The organism is Clostridium fermenticellae, from assembly GCF_003600355.1.
Taxonomy (GTDB): Bacteria; Bacillota; Clostridia; order Clostridiales; family Clostridiaceae; genus Clostridium_AV; species Clostridium_AV fermenticellae.
In genome coordinates this window covers 2,376,322-2,399,924 of the sequence record NZ_CP032416.1, presented here as the reverse complement: position 1 = coordinate 2,399,924, position 23,603 = coordinate 2,376,322, and the positions used below count along the sequence as shown (strand labels likewise).

The window sequence follows — 23,603 nt, the reverse complement described above, 5'->3', positions numbered from 1 at the left end:
GATAAATATGATTTCTCCTTTAATGTTTTATGGCGATAGCCATATTGATTTATACTATAATTGCAGTTTTAGACATCTGTTAAGATAACTAAAAAAGTCTGAATAACCTGTAATTCAGATAGTATATTCAGAACTTTAAGATCTTTTTGGGCATAAAAGATATTTAACTAAAATTTTAGATAAATGAAATGATAGGACGATTAGTCCTATTGAATTATTTAAATTTAAATGTGAGTTTTACTATATACCCGGGAAGTTAATGTCCTAATAATTAAATTAGTACAGTCATTACTATAAACTTAAAGAAGGAAGGCTGTAAGCCTTCAAGCCCGTTAGGGCGTTCTGTTCTTCTTATGAAAGGCAGGTTATTTTAGTTTTAAATATATTTAATCTTTTACCGGGAAAAATTTCGTTATTTATTATAATTTCTGTAGTTTTAAAATATCCCTCGGGGATTAATACTATGTATACAAGGACTACGTCCGTAAAACCTTTATAAAGAGAATACAATCATGGAAATTATAATGTAAATTGCAAATACTGTTACAAGAAAATGAGTGAGATTATATATGATTTAGGTTTAATGGAGTAAAGAACTTTTAAATTAATATGGCTATCGCCATAAACCCTTAAAGGCGAAATTATATTCAGAAAGTTTATCAAATTTACGTAAAGTTATAAAATCACTTATATACTTTTATTGATATGTTAAGTATTTGATGTAAACATAAGTAGAATTCTTACGTAGCAGGATACTGTAAGGCCGAAGACACATCTAAAACTTTTCTATAAATTTTGACGAAGTGCTGTGAAAAACCTTAAAGTCCCGGATATCATTTAAAATATGATCCTATTCAGATTTTTTTAATTACTTCAATATATGTTTAAAATTGTAATTATAGTATAAATTATAAGGGCTAATCGCCCTAGAACCCTTGAAGGTAATATTTCACTTATTAAGCATATAACCTGGTTTAAATATATAACTTATAAGGACAAACTTAACTCACACCACAGAGGTATACCTGGAAACTGAAGGCACATCTAAAAAGTTTTTTACATCTCTTAGCGAAGTCTTTTAGAAAAATTTTAGTAGACGGCACACGCCTAAAACAGATATAAATACTGTAAATCAATTAAAAATATAGAATATCGCATTAAACAATTTATTGCAAACATAAGTAGAATTCTTACGTAGTGGAGTACTGTAAGGCTGAAGACACATTTAAAACTTTTTCTATAAATCCTGGTGAAGTGCTGTTAAAAATCTTAAAGTTCTGGATACTGTCTGAGGTACGAGTTTATCCAGGTTTTTTAGATTTTTAACAGCACAAGTTTTAGATTTATAAAAGGTTTTAACGTGTCAAAGCCTTACAGTATTTCACGGGAGTAAGAATTCTACTTATGTGTCTACAACAATGCTTAATACGCAATATAAAGATTTTATGATAATTCAAAAGCACCTGTGTATAATTGATAGTATTTGCCTCTCTGTGCAACTAAATCATCATGATTTCCTCTTTCAATTATCCTTCCATTGTCAAGTACCATAATGACATCAGAATTTTTAATTGTAGAAAGTCTATGGGCAATTACAAACACGGTTCTTCCCTTCATAAGTTTATCCATACCATCTTGAACAATAATCTCAGTTCTAGTGTCTATACTTGATGTAGCTTCATCCAGTATCAAAACTGGTGGATCTGCAATTGCAGCTCTTGCTATTGTAAGCAGTTGTCTCTGACCTTGAGATAGATTGCCGCCATCACCCGAAATCATCGTATTATATCCATCCGATAAATGTCTTATAAAACCATCTGCATTTGCAAGTTTTGCAGCTCTTATTACCTCTTTATCTGAAGCATCCAATTTTCCATATCTTATATTATCTGCAATTGTTCCAGTAAAAAGATGGGGATCTTGAAGGACAATTCCAAGTGATTTTCTTAAATCTGCCTTCTTTATCTTATTTACATTTATTCCATCATACCTTATTTTTCCGTCCTGAATATCATAAAATCTATTTATCAGATTAGTAATTGTAGTTTTTCCAGCACCAGTAGCACCTACAAATGCTATCTTCTGTCCAGGTTTAGCATAGAGTTTTATATTATGAAGTATAATTTTTTTATCATTATACCCAAAGTCAACATCGTCAAATACAATATCACCTAAAAGTTTTTTATAAGTTAGAGTCCCATCTGAATGAGGATGTTTCCATGCCCATACGCCTGTATGTTCTTTAGTTTCCTCTATTTTACCATTTTCGTTTTCCTTTGCATTAACTAATGAAACATACCCATTATCTGTTTCACTATTTTCATCTACGAGTCTAAATATACGTTCTGCTCCTGCTAGTGCCATAACTACAAAATTTATCTGTTGTGACATCTGATTTATTGTCGTGCTAAAGGTTCTTGTTAACTGTAAAAATGCTGCAATTCCACCTAAAGTAAATCCATTAAATCCGCCTATAGCTAAGATAGAACCAAAAATAGCAACAAATACATAATTTAAGTACCCGATATTCCCCATTATAGGCATTAATACATTAGCATATTTATTTGCATTATCTGAACTTTTATAAAGCATATCATTTAATTTATCAAAGTTTTTCTTTGCCTCTTCTTCATGACAAAAAACTTTCACAACCTTTTGCCCATTTATCATTTCTTCTATATAGCCATTTACCATAGCTAAATCCTTTTGCTGAAGTCCAAAGTATTTTGCACTTTTACCACCAATAAATTTTGTAACACGTATTATTATAAATATCATCAGAATTTCAATTATTGATAAAAGCGGACTTAAATATACCATTGATATGAATGCACCTAAGACAGTTATAGTAGCTGACAAAATTTGAGGTATTCCTTGACTTATCATTTGCCTTAGCGTATCTGTATCATTTGTATAAAGACTCATTAAATTGCCATGTGAGTGTGTATCAAAAAAACTTATAGGTAGAGTTTCCATATGTTTAAACATGTTATCTCTTATTTTTTTAAGTGATCCCTGAGAAATTAAGATCATTACACGACTATACAAATATGTCGATAAAACTCCAATGTAATATATAACAGCCATAGTTATTATCATCTTTAAAAGAGGCCCAAAATCGTGGTGTGACTGTCTCAAAAGTGGAGTTATATAACCATCAATTAATTTTTTCAAAAATAATGTACCAATTACATTTGCAAGTGAACTTATAATAATTGCTATCATTACAATGAAAAACAAGAATTTATATTCTTTTATGACATACGAAAATAGCCTTTTAAGTGTTTTTAAAGAATTTTTATTTAATTTTGCATATCCTTTTCGCCTTCCTACCGTTCTAGGATTATTAGTATTATCTTGACTCATTTTCGTCATCTCCCTTCATTTGTGATTCATATACTTCACGATATATTTCATTAGAATTTATCAATTCAGCATGAGTTCCAAATCCATTTATACTGCCATTATCAAGTACAATTATTTTATCAGCATCTTCAACAGATGATATACGCTGGGCAATAATAATTTTTGTTGTATCTGGTATAGTTTCCTTAAATGCTTTTCTAATTAAAGCATCAGTTTTTGTATCAACAGCACTTGTAGAATCATCTAATATTAATATTTTAGGCTTTTTTAGTAAAGCTCTTGCTATACAAAGTCTCTGCTTTTGTCCTCCTGACACATTAGTACCACCTTGTTCAATGAAAGTATCATACTTATCCGGGAATTGCTCTATAAATTCCTCAGCCTGTGCCTGCTTGCATGCTTCAATTATTTCTTCATCTGTTGCGTTTTTGCTGCCCCATCTCAAATTTTCCTTGATAGTTCCGGAAAACAGAACATTTTTTTGAAGTACCATGGAAACTTCATTTCTAAGAGATTCTATATCATAATCTTTAACATCAATACCTCCAACTTTTACTCTTCCAAAGGTTGCATCATACAATCTTGGTATAAGCTGAACAAGTGTTGATTTTGCACTTCCTGTTCCACCAATAATTCCTATCGTTTCACCGGAGTTAATTTTTAAATTTATATTTTCTATAATAAGGTTTCCCCCCTTATTCTTCGTGTAACTAAATCCCACATTATCAAATTCTATAGATCCATTTTTTACATCATAGATTGAATTTTCCTTATTTGTTAAATCACTTCGTTCATCTAATACCTCTAAAATCCTTTCGGCGGAGGATTTTGCCATAACGACCATAACAAAAACCATTGATATAATCATAAGACTCATAAGTATATTTGTTGTATAGGTGAATAAACTCATAAGTTCTCCTGTTGTCATGGAATTAGAAACTATCATCTTAGCACCAAGCCATGATAGAAGTAAAATACATGTATATACTGTAAACTGCATTGCAGGTGCATTTATTATTAATAATTTTTCAGCTCTTACAAAATATTTATATAAGGTTTTAGAAGCTTTGTAAAATTTACTTACTTCATAATCTTCCCTAACATAGGCTTTTACAGTTCTTATTGCAGTTAAATTTTCTTGAACACTTGCATTTAGATCATCATACTTTTTAAAAACCTCAACAAAATACGGATGCACCCTTGTCATAATAAAGAATAAGACGATGCCCAAAAATATTAGTGCTCCTAAAAATATTAGTGCTAATCTTGAATTAATATAAAACGCCATTGCCATAGCAAATATAAGCATAAAAGGAGCTCTTACAAACATTCTTATAATCATTTGAAATGCATTTTGAACATTTGTAACATCTGTTGTGAGTCTAGTTATAAGACCGGCTGTCGAATATTTATCTATATTTGAGAAGGAGAAATTTTGTATGTTATAATACATTGCTTTTCTCAAATTTCTGGCAAAACCAGTTGATGCACTAGCTGAAAATTTTCCAGATAATGCACCGCAGCTTAATGATATAAATGACACAAACACCATTATTATTCCAACAATGCACACATATTTTATATTTCCCTTTCCAACACCATTATCAATGATCATGGACATTAATAATGGAAGAATTGTTTCCATTATTGCCTCTAAGGCGACAAATATAGGAGTAATAATAGTATCCCTTTTAAACTCCTTTATATAACCTAGTAATTTTTTTATCATATCTTGTCCTCCTTTGTTAGAATTCTAACTAATATATTAAAATTATATTTATTCCTCTACTTTTTTACATAATCTATCAAGTAAATTAATTAATATACTGATCTCCTCATCATTTAGCTCACTGCGTAAAAAGTTCTCCATTTCAATTATATGGTCATAAACTTTTTTTTGAATTTCCAATCCCTTTTCTGTAATTATTATTTTTTTGAGTCTTGCATCTTCAGATACATTTACCCGTCTTATATATCCATTTTTCTCCATAAGCTGAAGCACACTAGTTACTGATGAGCGTCTTATATCTAATTCTTCTTCTATATCTTTTTGAAATATATCTCTTTTATTTGACTTATAGTATATAAATCCAAGTATTCGAGATTGAACAGCAGTTATACCATACTGAGAAACCTCTTTATCTATTCTTCTATGTACTCTTTTAGCAAGTATATTAATTTTTCTTCCAATCTGCATTTCTATTCTATCATCCATAAACCATACTCCTAATACTTACAGGCTATTAATTGTAGATATCCTAACTAATTATAATTTTAACTTTTTTAATTGTCAATTTGGTAATTACTTGAATCGTTAAATTATGAGCTAAAACATCGCTTTTTTATTATGATCTTATTATTTATATTAAATAAACTTAAAAATATACAATTTAATATAAAAAGTTTGATAAAATATTTTAAAGAACGAGTATAACGTGGTATACTTAATATATGAGTGAAGCCTTTCACTTGATATTTCAATGTAATCCTTTAATCAGGAACGATGATGAATATTTTACATTCATTATAAACTATATTTTTAGGAGGTATTTGTTAATGAGTAAACCAGTATTATCAGAACATTTCAAAAAAAGGGCACCATCAGATGTAAGGCTTGGTCAAATGAAATTTGCTGAGCGTAAGGAAAAACCTGCACTTATAAATGTGGCAATTGGAAATGTTTCACTTCCAACTAACCCTGCAATGCAGAAAAGGATGTTCGCATTAGATTCACCTGAAAGTCCATTTTCAAAAGGAGTTATAAGATATTCTGGAACAGCTGGTACAGATGAAGCTCAGGATGCATTTAAAAACATTCTTAAATGCCAGGGTTTCGATACAGAAAAAATATTTGTTCAAGTAACTGATGGTGGTTCCAGTGCTATGGAAATGTTATTACTTGGCGTTTGTGGACCTGCAGGCACTGATGAAAAACCACTTTTAATGATTGACCCAGCATATACAAACTATATCTCTTTTGCAGAAAGAATAGGACGTAAAACAGTAACAGTAAAACGTAGTCTAGCTGAAGATGGAAACTTCAGTCTACCAAAAATAGATGAAATAGAAGAAACAATTAAAAAATATAATCCTGGAGCACTTCTTATTATACCTTACGATAATCCTACAGGACAGCTTTATGATTATGAGACTCTCAAAGATCTTGCAGGCTTATGTGTAAAATATAATATGTGGATGGTAAGTGATGAAGCTTATCGTGAACTATATTATTCTAAAAGCGAAAAACTTGTAAGCATATGGGGACTTTCCGACAAAGACGTTCCTGGAATAGAAGGCAGAAGAATAAGCCTGGAAACTGCTTCAAAAGTATGGAATGCATGTGGCTTAAGAATAGGAGCTTTAATTACTGATAGTAAAGAATTCCACACTCAGGCAGTTGCTGAATATACTGCTAACCTTTGCAGTAATGTAATTGGACAATATATATTTGGAGCATTAGCTCATGAAAGTAAGGAAAGTATAAATAACTGGTGCAAAGGACTTCGTGATTATTACAAAGAAATTATGTTCAAACTTCATAAAGGTTTGAAGGAAGCTGATCCTAATTTAATAGTTTCAAATCCTGCTGCATCTATATATACAGTAGTAGATGTTAAAAATATTGTAAAACCAGGTTTTGATGCAATCGATTTTGTTATGTATTGTGCACAAAAAGGATCAGTTGACTACAATGGAGTTGAGACAACTCTTTTAGTTGCACCTTTAGAGGGTTTCTATGATATAAAAGGTGAACCTAATCCAGGAGATACCCAGATGCGTCTTGCATTAATAGAATCCCCTGAAAATATGGAAAAGGTTCCTGAATTATTTATAAAACTTCTAAGAGCTTATGAAAAAACTAGATAATTTATATACTTAAATTAGACCTACATGAATTTTTTAGGATTCATGTAGGTTTTTTTACTTAAAATCACTAAATGTATTGACAAAATTAAAATAATTGCTAAAATAAAGTTAGCACTCAATGATAGTGAGTGCTAATAAGATTTCTAAAAACATTTTTATTATGATGTTTAAGGTAAGATGTCTTTATTATCTTGCTATGGCTGCGTTACTTATATAATAATTATGACGTGGTTTTATTGAGATTGATTTAATATATGAATTATTTAAATAAAAGATTTTGCTATCTCTTATTTTGAATTTATGATGAAAGGAAATGATAAAATGGCTACAAAACAATTTAAAGCTGAATCAAAGAGGCTCCTTGATTTGATGATTAATTCTATTTATACAAACAAGGAAATATTTTTAAGAGAACTTATATCAAATGCAAGTGATGCAATTGATAAAAGTTATTATCGTTCGCTTGTAGATGAAAATGTTAGCTTTAACAAGGATGATTTTTATATAAGAATAACTTCAAATAAGGAAGATAGAACTCTTACTATAACTGATACGGGTATAGGAATGACAAAAGATGAGTTAGAGAACAATCTAGGTACTATTGCTAAAAGTGGTTCATTAGCTTTTAAAAATGAAAATGAAATTAAAGATGGAGTTGATATTATAGGACAATTTGGAGTTGGTTTTTACTCAGCATTCATGGTATCAGATGACGTTGTTGTAAAAAGTCGTTCAATAAACTCCGATAAAGCTTATAAGTGGGAATCAAAGGGAATTGAAGGCTATGACATTGAAGAATGTGAAAAACCTGAAGTTGGAACTGAAATAATTCTTAAGATAAAGGCAGACACTGAAGATGAAAGCTATGACAAATATTTGGAAGAACATTCACTTAAAGAATTAATTAAAAAGTATTCTGATTTTATAAAATATCCAATAAAAATGCTGGTTAAAAAGAGCAAGAAAAAAGAAGGAACAGATAAAGAAGGAAAAGAACCAGAGTATGAGGATTATTTTGAAGATGAAACTTTAAATAGTATGGTTCCAATTTGGAGAAAGAATAAAAATGAATTAAAACAAGAAGATTATGATAAATTTTATATGGATAAGCATTTTGGATGGGAAAAGCCTTTAAAAACAATACATTCGAGTGTTGAAGGTGCAGTAAGTTATACAACTCTTTTATTTATACCAGCTAAAGCTCCTTATGATTTTTATACAAAGGAATTTAAAAAGGGTTTGGAACTTTATTCAAACGGTGTACTTATAATGGAAAAATGTGAAGATTTACTTCCAGATTACTTTGCATTTGTCCAGGGTTTAGTTGATTCTGCTGATTTTTCCCTGAATATTTCAAGAGAGCTTTTACAGCATGATAGACAACTTAAATTTATAGCAAAAAAGATAAAGGAAAAAATAAAAAACGAACTTTTGTTAATGATAAAAAAAGATCGAGAAAAGTATGTTGAATTTTATAACAATTTTGGAAAACAGCTTAAATATGGTGTATATTCTGATTTCGGAGCTAATAAAGATGTACTTCAGGATTTACTTATGTTTTATTCATCAACTGAAAAGAGACTTGTAACTTTAGATGAATATGTATCAAGGATGAAGGAAGATCAAAAATATATATATTATGCAGCAGGTGAAACTATAGATAAAATCGAAAAACTACCTCAAACTGAACTTGTAAAGGATAAGGAATATGAAATACTTTATTTTACAGATGATGTTGATGAATTTGCAATAAAAATGCTTATGAAATATAAAGAGAAGGAATTTAAATCAGTTTCAAGTAATGATTTAGGGTTCGAAGCAGATGAAAAGGAAAGTAAAAAAGAGACAGAGGAGAATAAGGAATTATTTGATTTCATGAAAGAAACATTAAAAGATAAGGTTAAGGAAGTAAGAGCTTCACAGAGGTTAAAAAGTCATCCAGTTTGCCTCGCAAATGATGGTGAATTGTCAATTGAAATGGAAAAGATACTTAAAACAATGCCTAATAACCCAAATATAAAGGCAGATAAAATTTTAGAGATAAATACAAACCATCCTATGTTTGTTGCCATTAAAAACGCATTTGCTGAGGATAAGGATAAAGTTAAAATGTATTCTAACTTGCTGTACAATGAAGCTTTATTGATTGAGGGGCTTCCAATAGAGGATCCAGTTAAATTTGCAAATGATGTATGTAAACTTATTAAATAGAATACACCTTTTAGTTAGAAACACTATATGTAAAAATTACTACAGAAGTATCTGTAGTAATTTTTTTGGTTGATCTAGAAAGTGCATATAGGATTTATAAATAAAAGCTTAACTTATGCTCCGGCCGGGATTTCCAAAATACGTCACGTAAAAAATTTCTAGTAAGTGTAAGTTTGCGTTCCTAAAAATCTAAGCAGATTTTATAAACTCACTTTGTTCAAACATATAAAATCCACTAAGATTTTTAAGAACGCCTCGCGAGCATTACTACAAAATTTTTTAATGTGCCTTAATTTCGGAAATCCCGGTCTGCGCATAAGTTAAGCTTTCATACATTAACCATACATAGTGTTTGTAATGTAAAAGTTAATTTATACCTGCGGGAGATGGATTAACTTTTCATTTATAAACCTTATAAATTTCATCAAAATATAGTAGAATTCTGCATATAAAGTTTGTATGTTTTTTATGAACCACTCCATAGGGAAAAAACTGTAGAATTGGTACTGTTTTTATTTTGGCAATTGTATAAAATATATTATAGATACAAAGTTATTAAGAGTTATTATAAGTGAGGTATTATTTATGTTTATAAAAGTCAATGATATGAATATATTTTATAAAAAGTCTGGAAGTGGTAAAAAAATAGTATTATTACATGGGTGGGGTGGAAAAGCAGATAGTTTTCTCCCGGTTTATAATTATCTGTCTTCAACGTATGAGGTCTACGCTATAGATTTTCCCGGATTTGGAAGATCGGATGAACCGCCAGAACCTTGGAATGTTACAGATTATGCAAATATGCTTCTCGGTTTTTTTGAAGCTTTAAATATTGATAAGGCAATTTTGATAGGGCATTCCTTTGGAGGAAGAGTATCTATATTATTTTCATCTATGTATGGTGACAGAGTTGAGAAGGTTGTTTTAACTGATAGTGCAGGACTTATTCCAAAGAGGAGTCTAAAATATTATTTAAGTGTATATAAATTTAAAGCCCTTAAAAAATTGTATCTTACTTTCACACCGGGAAAGGATAAGGATGAAAAATTAGAAAGATTTTATAGAACTCATGGATCAGATGATTATAGGGAGGCTAGAGCTATGAGAGGAACTTTTGTTAAAGTTATAAATCAGGATTTACGCCCCTGTCTTCCTAAAATAAATGTTCCTACACTATTGATATGGGGTGATCAGGATGAAGAGACTCCTTTGAGTTTTGGACAGATAATGGAAAAGGAGATACCAGATGCTGCACTCATAGTGTTTAAAGGAGCAGGCCATTTTGCATATCTTGACAAAATAAATGATTTTAATAAAATTGTTTCAAAATTTCTTGGAGGTAATTAAATATGGAGTTAGCGTTATATGCAATTATTGTCTTATATTTCATTTACATGTGTTATTCAGAAGTAAAAAAACAGCTTCATATGGCACAGCTTGAAGGTTACAAACCTATCCAGTATTGGTGGTGGGTTAAAACTAATATGAGATCCATAATCATTTCAAATGTATTTCAGTTAATATTTTGTTTTATAATGTTTATAGTATCCTTTTATAATTATAATATAGCAATTGTGTGTACTGCTATAATAGGATGGATTGTGCTGGATACAATAATTTCTATTATGAGAAAGAGTAATGTCAAGGCTAAGAAACCACTTGTATTTACACCAAGGGCTTCAAGATTATTTACTACTAATTGTATTCTTATTGTAATATTTATGCTTATTGGATTTTTTATAAGTGATGATTTAATACAATTTTTACTTTGTCTTGCGGTAATACAATTTTTTATATGGCTCGTAATGCTTATTTCTTCCAGGATAAATTATCCTATAGAAATGCATATACAAATGGGATTTAAAAAGGATGCTGCAAAGAAAATATCATCAATGGATAATTTGAAGGTTATAGGTATTACAGGGAGTTATGGTAAGACTAGTACTAAGTATTTTGTGAAGACAATATTATCTGAAAAGTATAATACCCTTATGACACCTTCTAGTTTTAATACACCTATGGGTATAACAAAGGTAATAAGGGAAGATCTTACAAGGCAGCATGAGGTATTTGTGTGTGAAATGGGTGCAAGAAATATAGGAGATATAAAAGAGCTGTGTGATATAGCACATCCATCTATAGGAATAATAACTACTATTGGGCCACAGCATCTTGCAACGTTTAAAACCATGGAAAACATTGCAAATACAAAATATGAGTTAATAGAAGCATTACCTGAAGATGGTATGGCAGTATTAAATATGGACAATGAGTACTGCAAAAAAATGTGGGATAAAACTAAAATTCAGAAGTATGGTTATAGTATAGAAAATACTGAAAATGCCGGGGGAGTATTTTTAAGGGCAGAAAATATAAAAGTTTCTAAGAAGGGTCTTATGTTTACTATAAAAGGTTCAGATGGACTTGAAATTGAATGTAATACGAAGCTTTTAGGTAAAGTTAATGTAAGTAACATTCTTGCGGGTGCTTGTATAGCACTAAAACTCGGACTTACGCCTGAACAAATAAAAAGGGGCATAAAGAGAATAGAACCTGTGCCGCACAGACTTCAAATACTTGATACCAATAATGGATTAACAGTGATAGATGACGCTTTTAATTCAAATCCAAGTGGGTCTAAGGAGGCTCTTGAAACAATAAAAGAATTAACAGGTGGAAGAAAAATAGTTATAACACCTGGAATGGTTGAACTTGGAGATATAGAATATGAGGAGAATAAAAAGTTTGGAAAGATTATGGCTAAATGTTGTGATTATGCTATCTTGGTTGGAATAAAGAGAACAAAACCAATATTGGAAGGACTTAAGGAAGAAAATTTCCCGCATGACAGGATAATAGTTACAGCGACACTTGATGAAGCAACACAGAAATTTAGCAAGATTTCAAAAATTGGTGATATTGTTTTATTTGAGAATGACCTGACTGATAATTACAATGAATAAGCGTTCACTATATTATAAAAATAAATAATTAGATTGATTTTAGGAGGAAATATTATGTCAAAAATAAATGTAGCAGTTATGTTTGGAGGACGTTCAGTTGAACATGAAATCTCAATCATAACAGGACTTCAAGTTGTTGAAAATATAGATAAGTCAAAGTATAATGCAATACCCGTATATGTAGATAAAAAAGGTGATTGGTATACAGGAGAGGCATTATGTGATGTAAAGAATTATAAGGATATGCCATCTCTTATATCAAAGTGTCAGAAAGTATTTATGCCGCCTATACCATCAATGAGCAGGTTGTATATATATCCTATGAAAACAAGTTTGTTTAAAAAAGAACCAGAATCAATAGATGTAGATGTAGTTTTCCCTGCATTCCATGGTATGCACGGTGAGGATGGAACTATACAGGGATTTTTTCACCTAGCAAATATACCATATGTGGGAAGTGGTGTTACTGGTTCTGCTGTAGGCATGGATAAAATTATAATGAAAGATATATTTAAAGCAAATGATATTCCAATTGTTAATTACACGTGGTTCTTAAGAAGTCAATATGAGGAAAATAGTGAAGCTGTAGTTGATAAGATAGAGGAAAAATTAAAGTATCCTATGTTTGTAAAACCTGCAAATCTTGGCTCAAGTATTGGAATAAGTAAAGCAAAGAATAGAGAAGGTCTGATAGATGCAATAGATATTGCTATTAATTATGATAGAAAGATAATAGTTGAAGAAGGTGTTGACAATTTAATAGAAATAAACTGTTCGACTATAGGTAATGAGCAAGTTATATCTTCAGTTTGCGAGCAGCCTGTATCATGGGAAGATTTTTTAAGTTATGATGATAAATATCTGAGACAGGGAAGTTCAAAAGGTATGCAGAGTACTGTCAGAAGAATACCGGCACCTATTCCTGATGAACAAACAAAAGAAATTCAAGAACTATCCAAAAAAGTATTCAAGGTTTTGGATTGCTCCGGAGTTTCCAGAATAGATTTCATGATAGATAAGTCCACAGGTAAAGTTTTTGTAAATGAGATAAATACAATGCCGGGTTCAGTGGCTTTTTATCTGTGGGAACCTGTTGGAATCAAATTTACAGAACTCATAGATAAATTGATACAGTATGGAATAGAAGCGCATAAAGAACGTAACAAAAATATATATACATTTGATTCGCAGGTTTTAGTAAAGGCAAGTTCAGGCAAAGCAGGTGGAGCAAAGATTTCTAAGTAGATTTTATTAATGTAATATTTTAGATATTGGGCAGTATACTTTCAGAAAAATGAAGGTATGCTGTTTTTATTGTAAAAATCATGAGAATAATAGTAATAATGATAATATTAATGATATATTTCAATATAATGAAAAAATTTATCGAAATCAAAATTTTACAATATATTTATATAGGTGTATATTTATCTTATCATCAATATATTGAAGAGGGGTGAATTATGGTGTTAAAAGTTTTTGACGGACATTCTGATATATTTACAGATGTTACTATTAAAAGATCAGCAGGAGATAAAGATATAATAAAAAAATACCATTTGGATAGATTAAAAAAGGGAGGAGTTCAGGCTTCTATACTTGGTATATGGATAGATCCACCATATACTGATCAAGATCCAACATCTAGGATGCTTCAAATAATGGGTTATGTAGCTGAGGAAATAGAAGATTTAAAAGAATATGGTGGAATTGTATACAGCTATGATGATTTTTCAAAATTGAAGGATCAGAATAAACTTGCAATATTGATAGGAATGGAAGGCATAAGCGGTTTTAAAGATAATGCAAACTTTATAAATGCAATGTATAAGTTTGGTGTAAGGCATGCAATGTTAACCTGGAATGAGGAAAATGAGTTTGCAACGGGAGTACTCAGTCCTAACAAGAACAGAGGGCTTACGAAATTAGGTGTAGAGGTTGTAAATAGAATGGAAAGCCTTGGAATGATAGTTGATGTATCACATGCAAATGAGAAGACTTTCTGGGATATATATGAGAATACTACTAAACCATTTATAGCATCTCATTCCAATGCTTATTCAGTATGTAATGCGGCTAGAAATTTAAAGGATGATCAAATTAAGGCAATTGGTGAACGTGGTGGAGTAATAGGAATGAATGCTTGGCCTGATTTTATTGATAAAGATAAACCATCTGCCGAAAAATTAGCAGATCATATTGATTATATAGCAAATCTTATAGGAATAGACCACATAGGATTTGGATTTGACTTCTGTGACTTCCTTGAATCAAGTACAACATCCTCATTTGAAGAAAGTGGCACAGTATTAACTCCGGGATTGGAGGATGCATCTAGAATACCTAACCTTCTGGATATCTTATCTAAAAGAGGATATAAAGACTGTGATTTAGAAAAAATAGCTTATAAAAATATGGAAAGAATAATTAAAGAGATAGTAAAATAATCTAATATTTAGTTTTAAGATAAAAACACTTGTTTGAAAACAGGTGTTTTTTATTATAATGTGATATACTTTAGCTATTATATAATATTTAGAGGTGAAGTATGTGTTTAACGATATTAAGCTGAATAGAAAAACGCCTGTATACATACAGATAAAAGATTATATAAAAAGTATGATTTTAAAGGGAATGATAAGAAAAGATGAAAAGCTTCCCTCTACTAGAGAACTTTCTTCTCTTTTAAGTGTAAGCAGAAATACTATAGTATGTGCTTATGAAACACTAAGAGATGAAGGGTTTATATATATGAAGATAGGTAAAGGAGCTTTTGTTTCAGATGTTCAGATAAAGCATCAGAGTATGTGGAAGGTTGATTGGACAAAAATGATTAATTCGTATGCTAAAAATGCTGAAAAGTTTGATACAGTGAAACATGAGGCAAAGTGGAAGAAGGGAATGATTTCTTTTAAAAGTATAGCGCCAGACGAAAACTTATTTGAAGTTGGGGAATTTAAAAAAGCTTTTTTAAATCGTATGTCAATAGAGGGGGAGAAAATACTTAATTATGGGTATGCTAAAGGATATAGTCCGCTTATAAAGTATCTGTTAAAATACATGGAGAATAAAGGAGTTAATATAAAAAATAAGGATATACTCATTACTAATGGATTTACTGAAGGTTTCGATATAATCCTGTCAAGTATCTTAAATGATGGTGATAACATTATATGTGAAAATCCAACACATGATACGGCAATAAAGATAATGAAACTTCATAATCTTAATATACATGGTGTAAAACTTGATAATGATGGAGTTAATTTAGATGAACTTAAGAATACACTATCTCAAAATAAGTTTAAAATTGCATACCTGATACCTTCATATCATAATCCTACGGGAATTGTAATGTCGGCAGATAAACGAATCAAGGTCTATAATTTACTTAAGGAGTATAATGTACCAATAATAGAAGATGGCTTTAATGAGGAATTAAGATATATGGGATCTCACATAGCTCCAATAATGGCACTTAGTGATAATGGCAATAGTGTATTGTATGTTGGGAGTCTTTCAAAAATATTATTTCCCGGGATAAGAATAGGATGGATAATGGCTGATCAAGAGTTTATAGGTTATCTTGAAAGTGTTAAGAGGAGCAGAAATATTCATACATCATTTTTAGATCAAGCGGTGCTGTATGAATATCTTGAGAGTGGTAATTTTGAGAAATACATAAGAAAAGCAAGAAAGGTTTACAAAGAAAAATATGAATTTGTACTAAAATGTGCGGATAAATATATACCGGATGCAAAGGTATATGGTGAGGGAGGACTTCATATTTTTATTAAGCTTGAAGGTGTGAATGCAAGAAACGTTCTAAAAATATGCTGTGAAAGAGGAGTTATCTTTACCCCTGGAGATATATTTTACACAGACCATTCTAGAAATGATACTTTCAGATTAGGATTTTCACGAGTAAGTATTAATGAAATAGAGCGTGGATTTAAAATAATAGGTGATGTAGTAAAAGAATTAAAGGTATAATTTAGAATGAAGGAGAGATTTTATGAAGCATGTAGATAATACTATATTATATAATGGAAAATGGTTGTCCTTAAAACAGACTGCATATACGAATAAAAATGGAAAAGAGGTAAAATGGGAGAGCATAGAGAGAACAAATACAACTAAAACAGTAGTTATAATACCGAAGCTTATACCTTCAAATACATATATATTTATAAAGCAGTATAGGCCTGCAATAAATAATTTTGTAATAGGTTTTCCGGCAGGTCTTGTGGAGAATGATGATCTGGAAAAAGAGGCTATTAGAGAATTATCAGAGGAAACCGGTTATCATGGAAAAGTGAAAAAAATAAGCCCAACTCTTTATTCAAATCCGGCGCTTTTAACTGATACTGTAAATTTAGTGTCTGTTGAGATTGATGAAAAAATGGAAGAAAATAAGAATCCGGTACAATGTTTAGAGGAAGAAGAAGAGATTGAAGTGATTCGTGTTAAGAGAAATGATGTAGTAAATTTTTTGAGACAAGAACAGAAAATAGGTACTGCCATAGGAATTGGACCATGGTATGTGTTTGGAGATACTGTATGTTAAAAGCTTTTTAAATAGAATAATTACACTGTAAATGGGGGAACTTTCATGAGTAAAATTATGATTCAAGGTACTGGATCATCTGTTGGAAAAAGTATACTTGTTGCGGCACTCTGCAGAATATTTAAACAAGATGGATATTCTGTTTGTCCTTTTAAGTCTCAAAATATGGCACTCAATTCATATATAACATTGGATGGAAAAGAAATGGGAAGGGCACAAGTGCTTCAAGCGTACGCAGCTGGACTTGAACCGGAAGTTTATATGAATCCAATACTTTTGAAACCAACATCTGATAAAAGGTGCCAGATAATAGTTAATGGTAAGGTTTATGGAAACAGTACTGCTATGCAGTATCATAACATGAAGCTTGAATTTAAAGATATGCTCAAAGAGCATTTTTCAGATATAGAGAGCAGATTTGATATAGTAGTTATGGAGGGAGCAGGAAGTCCGGCAGAAATAAACTTAAGAGACAGAGATATAGTTAACATGGGAATGGCCGAAATTTGTGATGCTCCCGTAGTTTTGGCAGGTGACATAGATAAGGGAGGTGTATTTGCATCTCTTGCAGGTACTATGCTCTTACTTAGTGATGATGAAAAACGCAGAGTAAAAGGCACTATAATAAATAAATTCAGGGGAGATGTAGAAATTTTAAAGCCGGGGCTTGACATGCTTGAAGATATAATTAAAATTCCCTGTCTTGGAGTTGTTCCATATTTTTATTTAGACTTAGAGGAGGAAGATGGTGCGGTAGAATTTAATAAAAAGATAACAGCACCTATTGATATTGCTGTTATAAAACTTCCACACATATCTAATTTTACAGATTTTGATGCACTTAAAAGTGAAGATGATGTATCTGTTAGATTTGTAGAAACTCCTGAAGAATTTGGAGATCCGGATTTGCTTATAATACCTGGCAGTAAGAATACCATAGAAGATTTACTTGAAATCAGAAAAAATGGTATTGAAGAGTACATAAAAAGATATGCAGGGCACGGTATTATTCTTGGAATATGCGGGGGGTACCAAATGCTTGGAAGATCTTTAAAAGATGAGTACAAGACTGAAACAAATATTGAAATGATTAAAGGTATAGGTCTTTTAGATATTGATACCATATTTGAGAAGGAGAAGGTTACAACAAGAGTAAATGCACAAAGTATACATGAATTAAATACATTAGATGGGTTAAGAAAAATTGATATTCATGGATATGAAATTCATATGGGCACATGTGCATATGGTGAAGATGTAGAACCCATGTTTAAGATATTAAGTAAAAATGATAAAAAAGTTGATTTAGAAGAAGGAGCAATGAATAAAAATGGCAGTATTATGGGGACGTATATACATGGAATATTTGATGCCGCTGAATTTAGAGAATATATTTTAAATAACATAAGATCTTTAAAAAATATTAAATTAAAGAGATCCAATGTGTATGAAGATTTAAGAGAATCTAATTTAAATAAATTGGCAGATATAATTAGAAATAGTATAGATATGAATAAAATATATGATATTGTTAAAATTAAATAAGTGTATTTTGCGCGAGGTGGTACAGATTGTATTTGTCATTTTTGTTGAATAACTTTTTAGATATACTGGCAGCAGTGATTATAGATTGGATGATTGGAGATCCGTTATGGTTTCCACACCCGGTTATATATATAGGAAGATTAATATCTATATTAGAAAAAGTAGGAAGAAAGAAATGTAAAAGTAATCTGGCTTTAAAATTGTTTGGCGGGATAATTGTAGTCATAGTGGCTTTTTGCAGTTTCATAATTCCTTTTGTGATACTGAAAGTATCAATGCGCATTCCAGTTTTGTATCATATAATTAATATAAGTTTAATGTGGACAACAATAGCAGCTAAATGTTTAAAAGATGAAGCACGAAAAGTTTATTTTGCATTGAAAAATGGTGATATAGATGATGCACGAAAGAAACTTTCGTATATAGTTGGGAGAGATACTCAAAATTTAAGTTATCAAGAAGTAATAAGGGCGGATATTGAAACTGTGGCAGAGAATACGTCAGATGGCGTAATAGCTCCTCTTTTATATGGAATATTATTTGGCACACCCTGTGCTATGATGTATAAAGGGATAAATACAATGGATTCCATGCTTGGATATATGAATGAAAAATATAAATATATAGGATTTTTTCCTGCCAAGGTTGATGATATAGCTAATTTTTTCCCGTCTAGAATAACTGGAATTTTGATTTGTATAGCTTCTATATTTGTAAAGGGAAATCCGGTCTACAGTTTAAAGATTATGGTGAGAGACAGAAGAAATCATAAGAGCCCGAATTGTGCCTATCCGGAGGCTGCGGCGGCTGGTGCAATGGGAATACAAATAGGCGGAACTAACATATATTTTGGAGAAATAGTTAAAAAGCCAACAATCGGTAATAAGGTAAAAGAACTTAATCCTGAACATATAAGTTCATGTATAAAATTGATGTATTTATCTGAAGTATTAGTAATAATACTTTATACATCAATATTTTTCGTTTTAAAGGAGTGGTAGATTTGGAACATGGTGGGGACATATATACTGAAGGCATATTAAAAGGGAAAAAAATACTTGATTTTAGTTCGAACATAAATCCACTCGGAGTGCCTCTTAAGTTTAAGAATAATATAAATGAGGCATTAAAGTCAGTACAGGTATATCCAGATATCAAATACAGGTTTTTAAAAAAATATATTGTGAACTACGTTAAAAATGGCATTTGCAATGAAAATATTGTTCTTGGTAATGGTGCTTCGGAAATTATAGATCAGGTAATAGGTAGAATTAAAAGTATTTGTATACCAGTACCTTCATTTATTGAATATGAGAAAAATGCTGTTAAGTGGAATTGCAAAATAAGCTTTTCTGAGTTAAAAGATGATATGAGTTATAATTATGAAGATATATATTCAAAAATGGAGTTTTTAGATGCACTTATTATAGGCAATCCCAATAATCCTAGTGGTGGTATTATAGATGTCAGTAAATTTGTGCCTATTTTAGATTTCTGTGAATCAAATAATAAAAAAATAATTATAGATGAGGCATTTATCGAATTTACCGCAGAAAACGGATTTGATTTTACAAGACTTGTTAAAAAGTATAAATGTATATTTGTAATAAGAGCTATTACAAAATTTTTTGCTATGCCAGGTATACGATTTGGATACGGAATAAGCGGCGATATTGATTTTATAAATAGTATAAAAAAAAGCCAAAACCCCTGGAATGTGAATTGCTTTGCAGAGATTGCAGTAAAGTACTCCCTAAGTGATAAGGATTATATAACAAAATCACTTAAATGGATATCTGAAGAGAGAAATTTTATGATTACTTCTTTAAATAATTTAGATATCATAGAAAAAGCTTATGAAACCTATAGTAATTTTATACTGTGTAAGCTAAAGTACATAGATTGTAACAAATTATACGATATTTGCATGAAAAATTATATTGCTGTAAGGAAATGTGATAATTTCAGGGGGCTTGATAATAGTTTTGTACGTTTTGCAATAAAGGATAGAGAGAGTAATTCAAGGCTTATAAATGTTCTTAAGGGAGGAACGGTTAAAGGGGTGTGCTAAAAATTATGGAGAAATATTTTATGATTTCTCTGTTACCGAAAAGAGTTAATATAATAATAGTTGGCGGGGGCAGAGCTGCATTAATAAAAACCAGGACCATTATTGAAAAGAAATGTAAGGTTTATTTATTATCTGTTGATTTTTGTATAGAACTTATTGAATTGAAACATAAAAATCCAGAACAATTGATATTTATAAGAGATAAATATAAAAAAAAGTATATAAGAGATAAACACTTAGTTATAATTGCTACAAGTTCTAAAGAAGTCAATGAGAAAATAAAAAGAGACTGCAATACGGATTTTAAGATGTATATAGATTGCGCAGATGCTAAAAATGGAAATGCTGTAGTTCCATGTCAGAGAAATACAGAACAAATGGAAATAGGAATACATATGGTATCTCCAAATCCCAGAGCATCTGTATATATGGCAGACAAAGTAAAAGAAAATTTCAGTTGTTATGATGATTTCTTAAAATATACTTCATCTCTTAGGGCAGAGCTTAAGGATTGTAGTATGAAAGGAAAAATTATGGAATTTGTATGTTCTGATGATTTTTACTTCTTTTATAAAAAGAAAAAGCATCATATTATTTTAAGATTATTTTATAGTGATTTATTTAGTTAAAGGTGATGATTTATATGAGATTGAAAATTGCATCTAGAAAAAGTAAGTTGGCCCAGATACAAACAGAGATAGTAATGAAAATGTTAAAGGAAAAATATAATATTTTATCTGAAAAGGTCCTTATGAATACTATGGGAGATAAACTGCGTGATGTTTCATTAAGTGAAATTGGAGGCAAGGGGCTTTTTATAAAAGAAATCGAGGATGCTCTTATCAAAGATGAGACTGATGCAGCAGTGCACAGTATGAAGGATATTCCATTTGATGTACCACCATCGTTTGAAATAATAGCAGTTCTTAAAAGGGAAGATCCAAGAGATGCCTTTATTTCTTCAACTGATATTAGTTTTAATAACTTAAAAAAGGGAGCTGTAGTTGGTACAAGTAGTAACAGGCGATCGGCTCAATTAAAGTGTTTGAGACCTGATATTAGAATAGTTCCTTTAAGGGGAAATGTTCAAACGAGAATCAGAAAAATGAAGGATCAGAATCTGGATGGCATTATTTTAGCGGTGTCAGGACTTAAGAGGATGAATATGGATTATATGATAACGGATTATTTTAAATTAGATGAGATGATACCAGCTGTTGGACAGGGAGCACTTGGGATAGAGATAAAAAAAGGTAATAAAAATGAAAAAATACTAAAATCTCTAAGTGATTATGAATCAGAAATTTGTGTTGAAGCTGAAAGAAGTTTTATGAGAAGACTTAATGGTGATTGTAAATCAACTATAGGTGCAAATGCGCTAATCCAAGGAAATATTATGCATATAACTGGTATATTTTATATAAATAATAGGCTAATTAAAAAGGATATAAGCGGTAACAAAGAAGATTATATATATTTGGGAAGAAAACTTGCAGAAAAGATAATAGAAGCGTAGGAGGAAATATGAGATGGGAAAGGTATATCTTATTGGTTCAGGACCAGGTGATGCTGAACTTATAACAGTTAAAGCTATAAGAAAATTAAAAGAGTGTACAGCTGTTATGTATGACAGGTTAGCAGGGTGTGGAATTCTAAGATATGTAAATAGGAATTGTGAGATATATTATTGTGGAAAAGAGCCTGGATGTCATTATAAAACACAGGATGAAATAAATGATATGCTTGTAAAACTAGCAAAGAGCGGCCATACAGTTGGAAGGATAAAAGGAGGAGATCCCTATATTTTCGGGAGAGGAGGAGAAGAAGCATTAAGACTTACAGAAGAAGGGTTAGAATTCGAAGTTATTCCAGGAATATCTTCTTCTATATCAGTTTTAAATTATGCGGGTATACCAGTAACTTATAGGAAAATAGCCAGAGGTTTCCATGTATTTACAGGAAAGACTGCCGGCAAACTTGATATAAATTGGGAGTCAGTATCTAAGATTGGTGGAACACTTATATTTTTAATGGGATTCAACAATCTACATACTATATGTACAAAATTGATTGAAAATGATATGAATATAAAGACTAATTGCGCTGTTATCATGAGAGGAACAACATCGAAACAAAAAAAGGTAGTTGGCAATTTAGGAAACATTGAAAAACTCGCAATGGAAAATGGAATAAATTCACCGTGTATAATTGTTATTGGGGAAGTTGTTAAGTTTAATGATAAGCTTGATTGGTATGAAAATAAACCACTGTTTGGTAAAAACATATGTATAACCCGAGCTAAACCTCAGGCAAAGAAATTAAGAGAACAGTTAAGTGATTTGGGAGCAGAGGTTACTGAAATAAATTCTATAGTAATAAATAGCACAAACTATAATCTAAAAAAATATATAGAAAAACTTTCGGATTATGATTACATAGTATTAACTAGTGTCAATGGAGTTAAGGCATTTTTCAATTTTTTAATCAGTATAAAATATGATATAAGAAAAATAAAGGCAGAATTTGCAGCGATAGGTCCTGCAACTGGAAATGAAATAATGAAGAGAGGTATAGTACCTAAAATTACTTCGGAAAAATTTGTTGCGGAAAGTTTATTTGAAAAGATGAAGAGTGTAGTAAGTCAAAGTGATAAAATATTTTTACCAAGATCATCAAATTCAAGACCTTATTTAGCTGAGGCACTAAAAGACATAGGATGCATCGTAGATGAGTGTTTTACATACGAAGTTTCATTAGGACAGATGCCGGATAATATTTGTATTGATGATGTAGATATAATAGTCTTCACAAGTCCAAGTACTGTAAAAAATTCAGTTAAGTTAATTGGACTTGAAAGTATAAAGAAGAAAAAGGTAATATCTATAGGCCCTATAACTGGCAGAACCTTGAAAAGTTTTGATATTGATTATGTTACCTGTGAAAAGTATAATGTGGATGGCATCTTAGATAAACTTAAAGAATTAAAATAATTTTAGATTAAAATAACTACTGT

General features: G+C 30.7%; 17 protein-coding genes. 14 read left to right on the top strand and 3 right to left on the bottom strand.

What is annotated here, in order from left to right; genetic code table 11:
* Positions 1 to 1,443: 1,443 nt before the first annotated feature.
* From D4Z93_RS11165 to D4Z93_RS11155, 3 genes are read right to left on the bottom strand one after another with little or no spacing between them, the layout of a single operon-like run.
* Positions 1,444 to 3,366 carry an ABC transporter ATP-binding protein gene (locus D4Z93_RS11165; RefSeq protein WP_119973575.1) on the bottom strand — a complete coding sequence of 641 codons (1,923 nt, stop codon included), beginning with the start codon at positions 3,364 to 3,366 and terminating at the stop codon, positions 1,444 to 1,446.
* A complete protein-coding gene (locus D4Z93_RS11160) occupies positions 3,353 to 5,095 on the bottom strand; it encodes an ABC transporter ATP-binding protein (protein WP_119973573.1) in 1,743 nt (580 codons plus the stop codon). The genes D4Z93_RS11165 and D4Z93_RS11160 overlap by 14 nt, the downstream gene beginning before the upstream one ends.
* A 48-nt stretch (positions 5,096 to 5,143) precedes the next feature.
* Entirely contained in the window at positions 5,144 to 5,581 is a 438-nt protein-coding gene (locus D4Z93_RS11155; RefSeq protein ID WP_119973572.1) for a MarR family winged helix-turn-helix transcriptional regulator, read from the bottom strand.
* Positions 5,582 to 5,922: 341 nt separating this feature from the next.
* Here D4Z93_RS11155 and D4Z93_RS11150 point away from each other — a divergent pair, with 341 nt between their 5' ends.
* The 14 genes from D4Z93_RS11150 to cobA all read left to right on the top strand — a co-directional run bounded on the left by D4Z93_RS11150 (position 5,923) and on the right by cobA (position 23,580).
* Positions 5,923 to 7,233 carry a pyridoxal phosphate-dependent aminotransferase gene (locus D4Z93_RS11150; RefSeq protein ID WP_119973570.1) on the top strand — a complete coding sequence of 437 codons (1,311 nt, stop codon included), beginning with the start codon at positions 5,923 to 5,925 and terminating at the stop codon, positions 7,231 to 7,233.
* A gap of 321 nt (positions 7,234 to 7,554) precedes the next feature.
* A complete protein-coding gene (gene htpG / locus D4Z93_RS11145; RefSeq protein ID WP_119973568.1) occupies positions 7,555 to 9,444 on the top strand; it encodes a molecular chaperone HtpG in 1,890 nt (629 codons plus the stop codon).
* Positions 9,445 to 10,029: 585 nt separating this feature from the next.
* Complete coding sequence (locus tag D4Z93_RS11140; RefSeq protein WP_119973566.1) at positions 10,030 to 10,791, top strand: alpha/beta fold hydrolase; 762 nt, start codon at positions 10,030 to 10,032, stop codon at positions 10,789 to 10,791.
* 2 nt (positions 10,792 to 10,793) lie between these two features.
* Positions 10,794 to 12,407, top strand: coding sequence for a UDP-N-acetylmuramoyl-tripeptide--D-alanyl-D-alanine ligase (locus D4Z93_RS11135; RefSeq protein WP_119973564.1), 1,614 nt, complete (start codon positions 10,794 to 10,796; stop codon positions 12,405 to 12,407).
* A 54-nt stretch (positions 12,408 to 12,461) separates the two neighbouring features.
* On the top strand, positions 12,462 to 13,652 hold the full coding sequence (locus tag D4Z93_RS11130; protein WP_119973563.1) for a D-alanine--D-alanine ligase family protein: 1,191 nt from the start codon (positions 12,462 to 12,464) through the stop codon (positions 13,650 to 13,652).
* 218 nt (positions 13,653 to 13,870) lie between these two features.
* Positions 13,871 to 14,854 (top strand): dipeptidase, encoded by a 984-nt coding sequence (locus D4Z93_RS11125; protein ID WP_119973561.1) that lies wholly within the window; start codon positions 13,871 to 13,873, stop codon positions 14,852 to 14,854.
* 103 nt (positions 14,855 to 14,957) lie between these two features.
* Positions 14,958 to 16,400, top strand: a complete 1,443-nt coding sequence (pdxR, locus tag D4Z93_RS11120; RefSeq protein WP_119973559.1) for a MocR-like pyridoxine biosynthesis transcription factor PdxR — start codon at positions 14,958 to 14,960, stop codon at positions 16,398 to 16,400.
* A gap of 22 nt (positions 16,401 to 16,422) precedes the next feature.
* Positions 16,423 to 16,974, top strand: coding sequence for an NUDIX domain-containing protein (locus D4Z93_RS11115; RefSeq protein ID WP_119973557.1), 552 nt, complete (start codon positions 16,423 to 16,425; stop codon positions 16,972 to 16,974).
* A 45-nt stretch (positions 16,975 to 17,019) separates the two neighbouring features.
* The gene (locus D4Z93_RS11110; RefSeq protein WP_119973555.1) at positions 17,020 to 18,519 is read left to right on the top strand and encodes a cobyric acid synthase; all 1,500 of its coding nucleotides are present in this window, start codon (positions 17,020 to 17,022) and stop codon (positions 18,517 to 18,519) included.
* 26 nt (positions 18,520 to 18,545) lie between these two features.
* Positions 18,546 to 19,520, top strand: coding sequence for an adenosylcobinamide-phosphate synthase CbiB (cbiB, locus tag D4Z93_RS11105; protein WP_119973554.1), 975 nt, complete (start codon positions 18,546 to 18,548; stop codon positions 19,518 to 19,520).
* A 2-nt stretch (positions 19,521 to 19,522) separates the two neighbouring features.
* Positions 19,523 to 20,590 carry a pyridoxal phosphate-dependent aminotransferase gene (locus tag D4Z93_RS11100; protein WP_119973552.1) on the top strand — a complete coding sequence of 356 codons (1,068 nt, stop codon included), beginning with the start codon at positions 19,523 to 19,525 and terminating at the stop codon, positions 20,588 to 20,590.
* Positions 20,591 to 20,610: 20 nt separating this feature from the next.
* Positions 20,611 to 21,219, top strand: coding sequence for an NAD(P)-dependent oxidoreductase (locus tag D4Z93_RS11095; protein WP_162920298.1), 609 nt, complete (start codon positions 20,611 to 20,613; stop codon positions 21,217 to 21,219).
* A 14-nt stretch (positions 21,220 to 21,233) separates the two neighbouring features.
* The gene (gene hemC / locus D4Z93_RS11090) at positions 21,234 to 22,106 is read left to right on the top strand and encodes a hydroxymethylbilane synthase (RefSeq protein WP_119973548.1); all 873 of its coding nucleotides are present in this window, start codon (positions 21,234 to 21,236) and stop codon (positions 22,104 to 22,106) included.
* A gap of 13 nt (positions 22,107 to 22,119) precedes the next feature.
* Entirely contained in the window at positions 22,120 to 23,580 is a 1,461-nt protein-coding gene (gene cobA, locus D4Z93_RS11085) for a uroporphyrinogen-III C-methyltransferase (protein ID WP_119973546.1), read from the top strand.
* Positions 23,581 to 23,603: the final 23 nt, after the last annotated feature.